This is a genomic window from Teredinibacter haidensis, assembly GCF_014211975.1.
Classification (GTDB): Bacteria; Pseudomonadota; Gammaproteobacteria; order Pseudomonadales; family Cellvibrionaceae; genus Teredinibacter; species Teredinibacter haidensis.
In genome coordinates this window covers 4,049,180-4,063,990 of sequence record NZ_CP060084.1, presented here as the reverse complement: position 1 = coordinate 4,063,990, position 14,811 = coordinate 4,049,180, and the positions used below count along the sequence as shown (strand labels likewise).

The window sequence follows — 14,811 nt, the reverse complement described above, 5'->3', positions numbered from 1 at the left end:
TTGCACTTTTGGGAGTAATTCGACAGCTTCAACGCTTGGGTAACCTGTGGGAGTGTAGTTTTGGGGTAAAGTGGCGAAGCCACCCCAAAACGGAGCGTAGCATGTGGCATCAGGTTGACCCACTTGTTATATTTTTACCACCTTCCCAAAATAGTGTTTCGCTAGGGTTAACCCTACGGTTTATACAAAAGTACACTTTATCAATTGCCACACAGACTGGTAGAGTTAAGATCGTTTCTATTTTTTGAATTGAACCCAGATAGTTGTGCTCGTATGGAAATTCGCTATTACTCCCCATCGCATTTAAGATTGGGTAAAGCGCGCTCCAAATGCCAGATACTTTTGGATGAAAAGCAGTAATGTAATTTGATATTTGGTCCCTTTCTAGCTGTAGCGCATCTTCAGATTTAGCATAGTACTTCTGAACCAACTCTTGAGATATAGTTACTCCTTGCTCATTTTTCTTTTCTAGATATTGCTCCATTTTTTCAATGTAATAGTCAATAACGTCTCGGTTAGCTGATATGTACGAAATATCGTACTGGTACTTATTTATTTTACTCTGCCAGCTAGCCTGAACAAGAAGCACGATGAAAGCAAATAACGCGATTACTGGCGAATATACGCCTGATAAAAAAGACCCAAGTTCAGCCCATTTACTATGCTCGCTCCAGAGCCCAATACCAAATTGGTACCCATATAAAACTACAGGTGATATGAAAACAACCATGAAACCTATTGTCCAAACCTGTTTCCTTCTTAGTCTCACCTAAGCTCCTTATAAGCTAACGCCCGCCAGCAGAGTCCGGAGTGAAGGCGCGAAGCGCCGAAATGTAGATCCTACTGGCTGGCATTGTTATATTTTTACTCCAGACTCTCTAGCAGTTTCGAATCCAAGTCGTTTAGGCAATGGTATATAGCTACGCCAGCGTCCCTTGCAGCCAAATAGGCAAAATTTGGTATATTCACTCCGTTTCCCGAGCTAACATCATGGTAGTAGAAGCTAGAAGAATATTCCGACAATTCTTTATACAACACCTTGTCTTCCTCAGTAGTAATCTCATAATCACCGACTCCCAGCAATGTGTACTCTTTGCCACCATTAACGTTCAAAACAAAGTACTCAATTTCAATATTTGTTTTAGTACGCGACATAATCGTAGCAGGAATCTTGACCTCGAAGCTTTTTATTCTTGGCTGAATAATAAGGTCGTACTCGCTTTTTGCCTCGCTGTTAGACGCAACAACAACGTGAGAAAAAGACTGCGTTAATGAATTCTCTATCATAACAGGCAATTTTTCACCCAAAGGGTATATGAAGTTAGCTAACACCTGCGACTCAACAAATTCATATCGTCGAAACTCATCATCAATTACAAGTAACACACTTTCTTTACGCTCTCCTTCGGAATCAAAAGAAGTTACCAAGGGAATAGGAATGGGAGCATTAACGGCACAGCCACTAAATAATGAAAGAGCCAAAATAGAGGCCATAAATTTTGTGCCGATCCCAAAAAACTTCATTTTATATTACTCCTACTATTTATTTTCACCCAAGGACAGGGCTCGTTTTGATATAACGTTGTTATAAACTGCACTTTTTTATGTAATGGAATGTTGTGCGATTATGCCGCAGGCATGCACAACATGGAATGGAGTAAAAAGTGTAAGGTTTGATGACTTTGTTATAGCTAGATTTCAAGGCTGACATCCTCTTAGCTGTCCTACCTACAATTCCCCGTTAATGCCATCCCAGCGTTCAGGTGCAACTAAGCGAATGCCCGTTAAGCCACTTTCTTTTATTTTCTGCTTGGTTAGTTCATTAATCAAAATTAACCGAGTAAAATGAGCCGCTCTATGAATAGGCTCTTGGCTAAAGGGGGTATCTTTTAATACTAGCTTGTCAATACTAAAAATAATTGTAAGCTCACCTTCATCATTAGGCTCTGCATCCATCTCAGAAGCATCTTTATCGATACAATCGATCAAGCCCAGTATATTAGCGGCATAATATCCCGACTTTGCTGGCTCCCCCTCTCGTTCTATCATGGTGGCTGGAAAATATTCAATGGTATTAATCTTAAGGCTATCTAAAAACTGTTTAAAACGCTCTGACACCACAGAACAGCCCATATCGCTCACCGCATAATCCGTCATACCACCTGAGGGTAGCGTTTCACATAAAAACTCTAGGTTTGATAAATCGAACTTATTTAGATCTATCTTGTGCCCCTTTCTCCAAATAATTTTATTGCATGAACCATTATCGCTCATTCGCAAGCCAGGAGAGGTATCCATATTGGGGCAAAGTAAATATTGTGACATTGAATCAGTCCTTATAATTTGGGGAATTTAATCTCTTCGGTTCGGTTTAGCATATCATTAGCAAACTCTTTCGCCTTATTAATATGAGCAGGGTGACAAATCCAAGGAGAGATAGCACCTGCTGTTTTTTTAAATGCCTTATCTTCTGCATTCTCAACTTTCTTTAACAATTTATTTTTAAATTCATCATCAGGCTTACCACATAATTTATTTTCTTGAATTGTACTAACTATATCTAAAAGCAGCACGTTTGACGCATTCATAAACTTATCAGCATGGCCGCCAATATGAACTTGTAGTGGTTTTTCCTTCTCTACCGCGATAGTAAACTCCATATAATGTGAGCGAGGATCTTCCTCGCCTTTTTCTTTTCTACCAGGTAAATCAATAACATTATTTATATTGTTTGGGTCATAATTTTTTTCTTTTAAATAGTGGTTTAATGCAGCAAATCGGTCTCTTGGATTCGGTGGTGACGATTGTGCCCCGATGATAAAAGAGCTAAACGCAAGACAATGATGCCCTTCTGATTTATAAGCAGTTGGTGGCGTTACTTGTTTAGGGTAAAGGTCAAGTTTCGCACCAGAAAACCGTCCGCCCACCCCCGCGATTTTTGCTCTTTTCCAACCAGTTGCCTTAATCACATCCTTTTTAGGGAACTCATGTTCATCTTCACCACAAAATACGCACTTACCTTCATCTAGGCGTACTTGAGTTATTGCGATACCTTCCCCAATTTGTGTCATTGAGATCTCCAATTTAAACTATGTAGATTCATTTTAATTATGTAATACTTATTTTTTCGACAATAACCGCTGCACGTTTAGCACCATCTGATGAGCTATAAACTAAGTGAGCATTGTGGCGTTTATCATCAAGTAAAGCTAATGCCGACACACCAATCAGTGTACTTCCCATTGCGGCGCCTAAATCACCGAAACAATCAGCTGGATGCTCTATCGCTAAATTATCAGTAAAAAATTGATGATTACGAGTTTGTGCTACGCCTTGCTCTTTACTCCAAAATGCCTCGCCATTCATGCTGCCGTATATGGCATCTATTTTATGACCAGAATAATTTGCTAAGGCTTGTTTAAAAGCTTGGTCTAAACCATCACCTCGATATGGTTCATCACTACCTATATGACCATGTTCGTCAGCAATACCAACGGGGTTTATTGCAATAATATGATTATCCTGCTGCATTGCATGTTCGGCGTGTCGAGTAAGCAATAAGAAACTAGCGCCTTCTCCTATAACAAAGCCACCGATTTTGCCTTCGAATAATAACCGATCTTGTTCCTCTAAGTGATTAATGAATGACAGGTTAATATAACTATCACTACCCCCAATCAAGACAAAATCGTCACCTAGCTGAAAAAGGTTACGCTCTGCTAACTCTAGCGCTTGCAAGCCAGCCGCTCTACCTGTGGGAACTCCTTGCACTTTACTCCCGTCAATAGGGATATCACTTAACTTTAAAATATTGTTGAGTAACAAATGAGGCGGGGTTTGATCTACATTAGGAATACTTTCGGGCAAAGCTAATATCAGCGGTATAGCTTTCTTAATAGGCTTGCTTAATTCCTTTTCAACATCTTGCAATGCTAACGCAGCCATTTTTATCACACGGTCATATTGCGGTCTGTAAGTTGCGTTCTTTTCTACGTCTACGTCCAATGAGAATATCTCTTCAGGGACTGGCGAGGTTCTTATGGCGCGCCCCGACTTTGAACGGTAATCTGATAACTTATAAGCGCTAATTCCAGCTCCCACAGCTGCCGATGTCATTGCAGAATTATATCCTAAGGGCGTTAACATGCCGATAGCGGCAATGTATAGCTTATTACCTAACTGACTCACACTTAGTTCCTTATTTTAATACTCAAAAAAATGGTTACTCAGGCACTGGCAATACAAAGCTGTTAAAAGAGCCAACCTCTCTAATGACACTTAACCTACTTGGCTTGCGAGCTATAACGCCCGTTTCAGCTGCGGCTGGTATGGAGCGATTTTTGTGTTGATGTTTGAGCGAAGCGAGTAACACAAAAAAACGCGCAGTACTTGCCGGCCGCTGGAAACGTTTGTTAAGTGGTTGTACTCTTACCGTGCCCAATGAATCCAGTTTCAATATACTGAAATCCCATTGATTTTCTTGTATTGCTTTGGCTCGAGAACAATACCTACACTATACCTTGCTCTCGTAAGAGCTACATATAACCCAGCTCTTGATATTCCTTTAAGCTCGTTCTTCGAGCTTATCAGCCACTTGAATATCGGGCCTGTAGGGTATATCAAGACTCTATCAAAAGTTAATCCTTTTGATTTTCCAAAGGTGTATACAGGGAAGTTAGCATTAACCTGTTTCTTAACTGAGTGCCTAAGCTGAACAGGGCTATATTCATCCAAGTATGATTGAACATGTGAATCGTCAACTATGATAATACCGTCGTGTCCTGTTACTACTTCATTCCCAGAGGTGGATTCTGGGAAGTCAGGGTAAAGTGTATTTGAATATTCACATATCTGTGGTGAGCAACGATGATTAACCGTTAATGATTTATCATCCGTGTCTATCTTGATAGTGTCGTCGGAAAAGAAATTAACTATCTCGGATTTTTTATACTGTGCATTCTTCTGTGCATTGTTGGTCGAGTAGGTTGCTTGTCGAGGATCGCCAACCAGTAAGATACTTGACTGGCAATTGAATAACTCTTTAAGTATCTCCAAGTCATACCCCGCTAAGTCTTGGACTTCATCAATAAATATATTGTCAAAACATTGCGATAATCGGTCGATTACTTTTCCGCCTGAATCTTTGTTACACCGGATTACAAACTTGGCTAACTTGTCGGAATATATTTTACCACTCTTCGAAAAATAGAATTCATAGGGGTTTTTTGCTTCACCCCAATAGAACTTTTTACCGTCTTCTGTTTCATGTCGTAAACCTGATTTGCCGCTTACGAGAATCAAGCCTGTGACCTCAGTGTCAATGACATAATCTTGATAAGGCTTAGCTCCGTGTTTGATTAAGAAAGCAAACCAAGTCTGTATTGTGATGCTGTCAGGTATGTAGCCGTTACTTTCCTCAATCAGTTTGTTTTTTATTTCAGCTTCACAAGCTTCTGTGAAAGTAGTAATAAGCACAGTCTCACCAGCATTGGCTTTCTCGATTGCTTTTTCAACAAGGGCGGTTGTCTTGCCCGATCCAGCAGAGGCTATGATCAAATCATTCGCCATCGCAAATAGCCTCAATGATATAGCCCGGGTAGGTTATTTCCTCAGCACTGTCATAAATCTTTAATGCACAATCTGTTTTGTTTGCCTTCATATGCTTGTGGAGGTCATCAATATCAGCATATTCAACGCCAAGTATTTTCTTCGTGCGTTCAAACCCGTTTGATTTCAGGAATTTTGGTTCAAGGGTGTTGTAGTTGAAATTGCTATCTCCAATCATCAACCCCCCAGTATCAATAACAACATCATAATGTATTGTTATATTAGGCTTGGCATTGTCGCCCACATAGTCTTTGTATTTTTTCAAGAGCGCGTCGGTATCTCCGTCATTGTCCGTGACAACACAAACTCTTTGAGAAATCTTGTCGGCTATTTCGAGGAACCGTAAAAACGACACCCCAACAGAAACAACATCAACACGGTCTTCAATGGGTAGCTTCCCGTCATTTACTGCCATATAAGCTTTTTGAACGACAAGTTCGTCCGAGTCGCCTTCAACCAAAATTGCTTTATCACATAAGATTAGCCTGAGAGTGTCATACCCCTGTATTTTTTCAAAGAAGGCTTTTGTTGCTAATGACAAGCCGTCCATTTTTATTGACTTTCTATCGTTCAACAAAGTAAGACTGTCCAGTCCCAACTTGTTTGCTACAAAGCTACTATGAGTTGTTACGATGATTTGTTTTTCAGCACAGCTTGCTTTAACTGACTGGATTAGTTCGTTGAGTTTACTGTGGGAAAGGTGGTTCTCAGGCTCTTCTAGCAGGATTACATTAGCTTCTTTGGACTTGTTATGAGCTAAGGCAAGATTAGTTTTTATAATGCTTTGCTCGCCTTTACCAATGTAATGAAATGGTATGTCTTCGAGGTAGGTGGTTAAACTACTCTCCCAAGCATTTTTAGATGACAGCTCAACTGATATTGAGACGGTTTTTTCCGTTACCTTTGAGGCCGTGGTTAGTTTTTCGTTGATTGCCTGTATGGACTCGTTGCCCATAAAGCTCTCTTTCATCTCTCTGTGTGACTGAGAAATGTTGACTATTTCTTCTGGGGTTAAAAGTTCTTTTACAATTCTGCTGATATAGACATCGGAGCCGTTTGAAAATTTCGTGCTTGATGAATCGATGAAAGCAGATTTTAGGGGAATGTTCCTTGCTGTAATAGGGTCTCTTGAAAAGCCTTTACAAACGATATGGTAATATTCAATCGGAAGGGTTTTGAGATCACCAGCTTTGATGAGTTCTTCATAGACAACTTTGTATGATTCGTCGAACTCAATCTTAAAGTAAACACCGCTGCAATCAGCACCGTCCGTATTCTTTGTGCCTTTTAGAAATGGTCTTTCCTCACCACTGAGATACAACTCAATTAGTATGCTTGGTGGGGGAAGGGGTTTATCGGAGGGAAGGCTTGCCAAATATTCAGCTACAGTCTCGTTATTAAATAAATACTGGGTTAGCTCATTTCGTAAATATCGACCATGATACAGTCCAGTGAGAACCAAATTTATGGCTTCAAGTATTGTGGATTTTCCAGCTTCATTGTCACCGACGATGATATTTAAACCACTATTTAAGGGTATGGTAAACCGTTCCTTAAACCCTTTGAAATTCTCGATAGTAACTTTATCAATAACCACATTGGTTCCTTTATCGTTGGCATTTCATCTAAAAAATAAAATTTATATGGGTGTTGCCCAGACAGTTAACTTAATAGGATGCCCGTACTTGGGCAATATTAGAAAAGATATTCACCATGCTTTGAAATAGCATAACTCCTATTTGTGTAAAAACGGATCTCCAGTAACACTTAACGCCCGGCTCACCAGCGCCCAAACCGGAGAGGCTTTTGTGGTAAAGTGTAGCGCAGCGGAACCCACAAAAGCAGCGTAGGTTTGGGCGTCTGTGTGGAGCCCTTTGTTAGGTTTTTTGTGTGTAAGGTTTCATAAGCTCTTTTTCTCGATTTACAATCCACGCGGGATGCGGAACATTATTTTCTTCGAGGTACATACTGCCAACCAACCAAGGATCACCTTGGTTATGGAGTGCATTTAGAGTGATAGCGTTACTTAAAATGGGTGGAAATATGATTTCGTCTTCCTTTGAATGTTTTAACAAATGAAACCATTCATCCATAACATCTGCTTTGAACTGCTCCAAATCGATAGTTTCTGATGCTGAAAGTTTTGGCGCAACGACACCCTGATGCAAATACTTGATTGTTCTCGGCCAGTGCATCGTCTCCTCCCACCAAATCGAGGGCATTGGCACTTGATCGTACGTCTTGGAAGCGGGATGAACATGGAGATACTTTACCGTTAAATCGATAAACTCACCAAAATTGTTACACACCCAAATATGATGATCTTCTCCCCAAAACCCATTCCAACCTGGCGGGGTACTTCCTTTAAATACCTGCGAAACACACAATGCTCCAATAAAGGGCTTGGAAATAATTCCATAGTGGCTTAAAAGAGAGCTTATAGCGATTGAAGATTGGAGACATCTCGTAGAATACGTTTCTGGATAATGCTTAAATAGAACCCTTTCAACCACAATAAAAATGGCTCTCTTTATAAATTCAGAAGTTCTTTTTTTTGAAATAGACTCCTGAAATAGCTTCTCTACTTTAGCCTCAATCATTGAATCCTCGGAACCTAACGTTTGTATAACCTGTTTATTTTGTAGTGCGAAGCACGGAAAAATAAATCCGTGTTTATACACTTGTTATGCATTTTTGTCGCTAGGGCATATTCACTATAAACATAGGGTTGGCCCATGAAATATCAGTATCTAGTGTTATTGAAAACCTTACTGGATTAGAGTTTAACTCTATTTTTGGTTCGGACTTATACACTACGGATTTTTCGATTTTCTCTATACCTGTTTCTGGCGCATGGACTCGAATAGCTATACCTTTTTCAGATACTCCAACTAGAGTATCACCCCATTCATTTTCGACTTCGGGTTTTAAATAATACTTTATTTTAGCCTCAGGAGTCGTTAACCATGAGCGAGCACCGTAAACACTTTTCTGTTCAGGAGGCGCATCTAACCAAATTGTAATATTTGCCATATCGTAACTTGGCAGCCCATCAGGGAAAAGTACTGCGGTAGTACTATTTTCTTGCGGATGTAACTCAACACTAAATAATTTTGGAGTTTGTTCCTTTGCAATAGAATCGTAACCAAGAATTGCTTCTTGTATTTCAGATACGCTACCATTTTTTACTAAAACCCATCCATGAGTGGATTCAAACTCTAGCTTAGACATATCATTCAAGCCCTTGCTGTCACTACATCCGACTAAGATTAATAGAATTCCAATAGAATAGTATTTATTCATAATTTTATGCATAACAATATTATTAGAATGTAAAATGCCGTATCAAACGCGGTAAAACGCCGCCGTTCATCCGCAAATTTTTTTAAGAATACTCCCAACGCCCCGCAAATCCCAGCCTCTAGGCCTATATCCAAGCGCTATAGGTATTTTTGCAGGTTATGCAGTCTCGTTGCCGTTGGAGGGTGACAGGCTCTAGCCACGGCTGGCCCACAACTATATGAAACATGGATTGTCGGTTTACGGCGTGTTTACGAGCTAAACCCGTAAGCTATTTTTTTCTTGCCATCGGCACGCGCGGCGCAGGGGCGAAACACTCAGCCCACTAATGTCCCACTGCGGCAAAGGTGACATGCTATATTTAAGCTACGGCTCATTGAATTCGTTGCCTTGGCGTTTTGAGCGTACTGTTTCCTTCCCCACTACATTACAAGCTTCACATAGATCCCTATGGATACCGCGATTACTCTACTGATAGTTTTTATTTTACTAGCGCTTGGCGTTTCGTTCCTTTGCTCTGTTGCAGAGACGGTACTAATGAGTATTACGCCCGCCTATATCGAGAGCCTCCGAAAGCGCGATGCTCGCGCAGCCGAGCGCTTGAAGAGTATTCGGCTTGAAAACGTCGATCGCTCACTCGCCTCTATTCTAACCATGAACACCATCGCTCATACCGTTGGTGCGATAGAGGCTGGCTCCCAGGCGGCCGTGGTTTTCGGCAGCAATTGGGTGGGGCTATTTTCCGCGGTGGTGACCCTCGCGATTCTCTACCTGTCGGAAATTATTCCCAAGACCCTCGGTGCGGTGTATTGGCCGAAGCTGGTCGGCTTTACCTCGTCGTTTATTCGCTGTTTGATTATCGGCCTCTACCCGCTGGTGCGGATCTCTGAATGGTTAACCCAATTTATTATCGGCAATAAAACCCTGCATGGATTCAAGCGCGATGAATTCGTAGCCTTAGCCGACCTGGGTGAAGAGGAGGGAAAGCTGGAGGAGCACGAGAGCACTATTATTAAGGCGCTGTTCCGTTTTCGCTCGCTCAAGGCAACCGATATTATGACGCCGCGCACCGTTATCACCGCCCTGCCAGAATCGCTACCCCTTGCCCAGGCGCAGGAACAATGGTCGAAAATCGCCTTTTCTCGTTGTCCGCTTTACCGGGATAACGTCGACAATATTATTGGTTTCGCGCTAAAAAACGAGGTTCTTTCCGCTACCACCGATACCGCAAACACTCTCGCTGATATCAAACGCGATATCCCCGTGGTGCTCGATACCGTTCGCCTGCCGGCCTTGCTCGATATTTTTGTTGAAAAGCGCCTGCATATCGCCTTGATCGTGGACGAATACGGCAGCCCGCAGGGTTTGGTCACACTCGAGGATGTTCTTGAAACACTGTTGGGTGTGCAAATAATGGATGAAATGGATAGCGTTGAAAATATGCGGCTGCTGGCACGCCAGCAGTGGGAAAGACAGGCCGAGGAATTGGGTATTAAAACAAGCCAGAAACAAACAGAGTAACGACGTTAGTCGAAACGCTGGTAAAAAACGCGAGGCCAAAACCCGGGATGAGATTTCCCAATTGTTATTGTGCGGCTTGATTTGCGTTGGCTAGAGGCCTGGCCGAGCCGCCCGAGAGCTAATCCGAGGACCGGCGTAATCTCGACGCTCCTGGTTCCGCTGTACACGGAATATACCGGGGTACTTTAAGGTTTCTTCCGCCAAAATTCCCCTATAGCGCCCTCTATGGCGCGAAATTTGAGTTCCATCAAGTGCAGGCCCCCATGCTCACTTTTAAATGCCCCACTTACGTCCTAACGCTGCCGGGGTTGATCAATGAAACGTTTCTGCTCTTTATTCACCATTACAATACTGCCTCTACTGCTTGTCACTGCCACCTATGCTGACGACGGGAAACCGCCCGCTAACGCCTTGGCGTCCATCACACACTGGGCTTTCACCAGCCATGCACCGCTGAGCACGTCGCCAACCGTTTTCAAAGATCGTATCTACATCGGCGATACCGCCGGCCATTTTTACGCGATAAACGCCAATACCGGCGAACAGCTGTGGTCAATACCGCTCAACAGCGCCATTCGCAGTCGCGCTGCCGCGCACTCGGACGGTGTTGTCATCGCTGCCGGTAAGCGTCTGTATGCTCTCAATAGCGATGGCAGCATGCGTTGGCAGGCGGAACTGAGTGAGGACGAAGATAAAGACGCGATAGACCCCTGGGACGTGCGCCACTCCTCACCGACGCTCAGCGATAACGCGGTTTTTATCGGTAGCCCCGATGGTGCTGTGATGGCCTTCGATTTGGCCTCCGGCAAACTGCAATCCCACTGTAATACCGGCGCTAATCAACCCATACGCGGTACGCCTATCGTCGATAATTCAACCGTTTATTTTGGTGATTGGGAAGGTGTTTTCTATGCGTGTGAGAGTAAAGCCGAGAAAATTGTGTGGCGCTACGACACGCGCAAAGACGCTACGTTCGGCTGGAAAAACGCGATACAGAGCAGCGGCTTGCTAAACGGCAATACGGTTTGCTTCGCCGGACGGTCCTGTCGCCTGCACTGCGTAAATGCCACCACAGGCGCGCCCCTATGGGAGTATAAAAGCCCTACCGACCAATGGCTGATCGGTACACCCACGCTACACAACAACACCATTTACCTTGGCACCTCCGATCAAGATCTATTGTTAGCGTTTAATGCAAAAACCGGCGAGAAGGTTTGGGCAAGCCCCACCAATGGTCGCACCTGGGGAAAGCCGATGATTCACAGCGGCGCTATCTATATTGCCAATAGTTCACTGCAAAAATTTGATATTAACAATGGCAAGTTACTGGCTCAGGTGGATCTCGAGCCGTTTTATGAGACCCGTCACTTTGGAGAATACGTCGATGACCGGCCCAGCAGCCACTCGTCGATTGTTGACTATGATGGACACTTGATAGTCGCCACCGATGAAGGCAAGGTTTATTCACTAAAGGCGTTCTAATCCGATACTCGCCGTACCCGGAAAGCACTCTCGATGACGAAAAGACTAATCGCCATCGAGAGCCGTAGCTGTACTGACACTCTATTAGGCTAACCTTACTGTAATGGGTTTGATTGAGCTAACCACATTGGTTGCCATCGTTCTTAAGCTGAAACCAACGTAATTACTCGTTACTGAATGTATTAAATTAGGCACATCAAAGACAGAATCTTCACCGAAGCTCAGCTCATCGCTAAGCATAAACGTTTCTTACGTTTCGCTGCTCTTGCGCTCTATCATGGCTGCGCGATTAAGTCCTCTGGGTAAATCCGTTTCCAATTTTTTACCCTTGGGTTAACAATACCTGATTCAACAAAAGCCCTTGAAATAACGTCTTCTGAATGCAGTTTTTTTAGGCCTTTTTGCAACGCCCGAAAAACTTTTTCAGCATTCGGCGATTTTTTGGACACAACAAAATGACGAGTTCCCTTTAAACCCACTTTAATATTCGGAACCGGAACCAACCTTACGCCTGCCATTTCCATACTGAAGTCTTCTTCTGAAGAAAATTCACTGAGAACAAAATCAGCACGCCCTGCGCCGATAAATTTGAACATAACATCCAGTTTTGGCACACTATTTTTCTCAACGCCCATAGCGTTCAACGTTTCCCAATCAACTACCCAACGATCAGAAGAAATACTTTTGTATTTTTTCAGATCATTAAGTGAATCGACTTTCATTATGCCGAGGTTTGTGGGTAGAGCGTACACGCCCAATTCGATTGATCCTTCTTCAAATATGGGATCGCTGACATAAAAAGCCGACTCATCTATTTCAACTTTCCAGACTGTTTCAGCTGGCATAGTGACATTACCCTTTTTTGCCTCGACTAGAGCGCGGCTGTAGTTGGGTACTTCTTTAACCTGTAGATCTGCGTGCAAACCTCCTATATTTAGGGCTTTGCATATCAACAGCAATTCAACTACGCCGCGATGAATATTTGTTCTGCGAAAGTTATCAATACCCGAGCAATTTTTTTTGTCTGTCCATGCATTGTACGAATCATAAATTACTTTATTTGCTGAAACTTTAACGACTTCAGCATAAAGATTACTAGTTCCCGACACGGCCACCAAACCAATAAGAAATATAAGTAATTTTTTCATTCATCCGACTTCCATAGAAAAAGAACCTCAGCAATAATGTTGTTAAACGATCTAATAGATGATTTGTAAATGTTCCCAACCAAAAAATATAACGTAAAGTTCTCAGGCGGGCATGTTATACAGCTACGTTAAACCCGAGGGATCTTCGACCAAAGCCCTCACCATTAAGGCGAGCTTAAGTCGCGCACACTAGGAAATATTTCCCTATCGGAATTTATATTTGAACCAACACCACTTTTATATTTATGTTCCAGTGACGCTACATTAGCATCAAACTCAGGTTCACCTTTGAAGCACTAGAGGTGATTTGATTTGTACAACACCTTTAGCAACGGCCTTAGTGGAGGCCAACGCCTAAATCGCTTGGCTTGGCTTGGCTTGGCTTGGCTTGGCTTGGCTTGGCTTGGCTTGGCAAGCCTTGCACTAGAACAGGTATACACCAATATTACCCTCTATGTATTCGTGCTTGCCATAATTTTCGAAATATAACCTTTCTACATTTAGACTCAATTTTGCTAACGCTTATTGATCCGATAGCAACTCGACCTCTTACTCAACTGAAAGGTTATAAGTGATGGAATCATCCCTCAGCGTCAGCCGATACCCTCCAACTCGAAACGATTCGGCATAACGAGTGGCCGGTCTTCAATGTACTTGGGCCTTACTTAGGGAAACCCTGATCAAGTCTAACGCTGCCAGAAACTGCCGGAGCAAGATGACTTTGTTATATTTATAAGCCAAAATTAGAGAACTCATCTTGAAGATCACTTTTGATCTCCGACGGCTCCATAATAAAAATATCTGTTCCTCTACTAGGAAACACACCCACTTTAAGCCCATCTCTTTCAAGGCCGGGCACCCACTTAGCAAAGAATTCCGGGGCAGATATAGACTTTGGAACCAGCTTTTGGGGTGAACTATTGGCATGATACTGTGTAAATTCTGCTTTCGGCCACACCGGTAAATAGACGAAATCATGGTCTTCGGAATGAATCTTTAAAAACTCGTTTTTCTCATTGACCAGCACCCAGATCTCTCTCTCCTCTGCAACAATGCTAATAAATATTTCATAGCGCTCTTCACAATCCAACTTTTCTATTTCATCGATATTCATATCGCTCACAATTTTTACCTACCTAATTTAATCTTGAAAAAATAACGCTTTTCTAAATGGCGAAACCTGCTGCCCAGGGAGGCAGGTTTTTTGCCCGGATGTTTAAGTGACTTGCTATTTCTATTTTAAACTTTCACTACATTCCACGTGACCTTGAATGTATGCAATGTTGCGGACAAACAACCACTGATGAGAAGCTTAGTCGAAAACTGAGCAACCCTTTTCCCTCAGGTATTTATCCGCCGTAAAACGCGCAATATGAGGCACTACAAACAATAAAACCACCCCAGATATAGCTAAACCTGAAAAAAAGAAGCTTTCTTATTAGTTAAAGGCCTTCCCAACCAAAATTCCCGAATAATCATGTACCCAAGCGACAGGAGCCCAACACCTACGCCAGGCATATAGTAAGAACCTTTATCGAATACAATCATTTTCGAAGACGCACGATAAAACAATGAAAATACCCGGTAAATAAACCATACTATTGCGCTAGCCCCGCCAATCAAAAGAAACCCTGGCGTACCGATACGGTCAAACCGCTCCCGTAGCAATACCGACTTTTACAACATCTTTGGTCGCTAACAATATTATTAGGGCCTAAAACACCATATGGAATACGGCTGAATACGCCCTGAA

Annotated in this window: 13 protein-coding genes; 2 read left to right on the top strand and 11 right to left on the bottom strand. The window is 42.6% G+C overall.

The genetic code is table 11. The features are described from left to right. Nucleotides 1–109: 109 nt before the first annotated feature. The 9 genes from H5715_RS16485 to H5715_RS16445 all read right to left on the bottom strand — a co-directional run bounded on the left by H5715_RS16485 (nucleotide 110) and on the right by H5715_RS16445 (nucleotide 8,910). Complete coding sequence (locus H5715_RS16485; protein WP_139309814.1) at nucleotides 110–730, bottom strand: hypothetical protein; 621 nt, start codon at nucleotides 728–730, stop codon at nucleotides 110–112. Nucleotides 731–864: 134 nt separating this feature from the next. Beyond that, on the bottom strand, nucleotides 865–1,524 hold the full coding sequence (locus tag H5715_RS16480; protein ID WP_075186365.1) for a hypothetical protein: 660 nt from the start codon (nucleotides 1,522–1,524) through the stop codon (nucleotides 865–867). 204 nt (nucleotides 1,525–1,728) lie between these two features. Next, nucleotides 1,729–2,325, bottom strand: a complete 597-nt coding sequence (locus H5715_RS16475) for an imm11 family protein (protein WP_075186366.1) — start codon at nucleotides 2,323–2,325, stop codon at nucleotides 1,729–1,731. A gap of 11 nt (nucleotides 2,326–2,336) precedes the next feature. Next, the gene (locus tag H5715_RS16470) at nucleotides 2,337–3,071 is read right to left on the bottom strand and encodes a hypothetical protein (protein ID WP_075186367.1); all 735 of its coding nucleotides are present in this window, start codon (nucleotides 3,069–3,071) and stop codon (nucleotides 2,337–2,339) included. A 37-nt stretch (nucleotides 3,072–3,108) separates the two neighbouring features. Then, complete coding sequence (locus H5715_RS16465) at nucleotides 3,109–4,188, bottom strand: hypothetical protein (RefSeq protein ID WP_075186368.1); 1,080 nt, start codon at nucleotides 4,186–4,188, stop codon at nucleotides 3,109–3,111. 264 nt (nucleotides 4,189–4,452) lie between these two features. Then, nucleotides 4,453–5,568: a UvrD-helicase domain-containing protein gene (locus tag H5715_RS16460; protein WP_075186369.1), complete on the bottom strand. Its 1,116-nt coding sequence runs from the start codon at nucleotides 5,566–5,568 to the stop codon at nucleotides 4,453–4,455. Further along, entirely contained in the window at nucleotides 5,558–7,204 is a 1,647-nt protein-coding gene (locus H5715_RS16455; RefSeq protein ID WP_075186370.1) for an ATP-dependent nuclease, read from the bottom strand. Before H5715_RS16455 ends, H5715_RS16460 begins: the two co-directional genes overlap by 11 nt. A 280-nt stretch (nucleotides 7,205–7,484) precedes the next feature. After that, nucleotides 7,485–8,207: a hypothetical protein gene (locus H5715_RS16450; RefSeq protein ID WP_075186371.1), complete on the bottom strand. Its 723-nt coding sequence runs from the start codon at nucleotides 8,205–8,207 to the stop codon at nucleotides 7,485–7,487. A 100-nt stretch (nucleotides 8,208–8,307) separates the two neighbouring features. Then, entirely contained in the window at nucleotides 8,308–8,910 is a 603-nt protein-coding gene (locus H5715_RS16445) for a hypothetical protein (protein WP_139309815.1), read from the bottom strand. A 447-nt stretch (nucleotides 8,911–9,357) separates the two neighbouring features. Here H5715_RS16445 and H5715_RS16440 point away from each other — a divergent pair, with 447 nt between their 5' ends. Further along, a complete protein-coding gene (locus H5715_RS16440; RefSeq protein WP_075186373.1) occupies nucleotides 9,358–10,428 on the top strand; it encodes a CNNM domain-containing protein in 1,071 nt (356 codons plus the stop codon). 315 nt (nucleotides 10,429–10,743) lie between these two features. Then, nucleotides 10,744–11,910, top strand: coding sequence for an outer membrane protein assembly factor BamB family protein (locus H5715_RS16435; RefSeq protein WP_075186374.1), 1,167 nt, complete (start codon nucleotides 10,744–10,746; stop codon nucleotides 11,908–11,910). A gap of 275 nt (nucleotides 11,911–12,185) precedes the next feature. Here the strand turns inward: H5715_RS16435 and H5715_RS16430 are convergent, their stop codons facing one another. Together H5715_RS16430 and H5715_RS16425 are read right to left on the bottom strand one after the other, a co-directional pair. Beyond that, entirely contained in the window at nucleotides 12,186–13,058 is an 873-nt protein-coding gene (locus H5715_RS16430; RefSeq protein ID WP_075186375.1) for a hypothetical protein, read from the bottom strand. 730 nt (nucleotides 13,059–13,788) lie between these two features. Further along, a complete protein-coding gene (locus H5715_RS16425; protein WP_246434797.1) occupies nucleotides 13,789–14,172 on the bottom strand; it encodes a DUF2750 domain-containing protein in 384 nt (127 codons plus the stop codon). Nucleotides 14,173–14,811: the final 639 nt, after the last annotated feature.

Excerpts from the sequence above, each read along its gene's own strand:
- H5715_RS16445 (WP_139309815.1), bottom strand. The coding sequence starts at position 8,910 with ATGAATAAATACTATTCTATTGGAATTCTATTAATCTTAGTCGGATGT.
- H5715_RS16460 (WP_075186369.1), bottom strand. The coding sequence starts at position 5,568 with ATGGCGAATGATTTGATCATAGCCTCTGCTGGATCGGGCAAGACAACC.
- H5715_RS16425 (WP_246434797.1), bottom strand. The coding sequence starts at position 14,172 with ATGAATATCGATGAAATAGAAAAGTTGGATTGTGAAGAGCGCTATGAA.
- H5715_RS16435 (WP_075186374.1), top strand. The coding sequence starts at position 10,744 with ATGAAACGTTTCTGCTCTTTATTCACCATTACAATACTGCCTCTACTG.
- H5715_RS16450 (WP_075186371.1), bottom strand. The coding sequence starts at position 8,207 with ATGATTGAGGCTAAAGTAGAGAAGCTATTTCAGGAGTCTATTTCAAAA.
- H5715_RS16470 (WP_075186367.1), bottom strand. The coding sequence starts at position 3,071 with ATGACACAAATTGGGGAAGGTATCGCAATAACTCAAGTACGCCTAGAT.
- H5715_RS16430 (WP_075186375.1), bottom strand. The coding sequence starts at position 13,058 with ATGAAAAAATTACTTATATTTCTTATTGGTTTGGTGGCCGTGTCGGGA.
- H5715_RS16440 (WP_075186373.1), top strand. The coding sequence starts at position 9,358 with ATGGATACCGCGATTACTCTACTGATAGTTTTTATTTTACTAGCGCTT.
- H5715_RS16480 (WP_075186365.1), bottom strand. The coding sequence starts at position 1,524 with ATGAAGTTTTTTGGGATCGGCACAAAATTTATGGCCTCTATTTTGGCT.
- H5715_RS16485 (WP_139309814.1), bottom strand. The coding sequence starts at position 730 with ATGGTTGTTTTCATATCACCTGTAGTTTTATATGGGTACCAATTTGGT.
- H5715_RS16475 (WP_075186366.1), bottom strand. The coding sequence starts at position 2,325 with ATGTCACAATATTTACTTTGCCCCAATATGGATACCTCTCCTGGCTTG.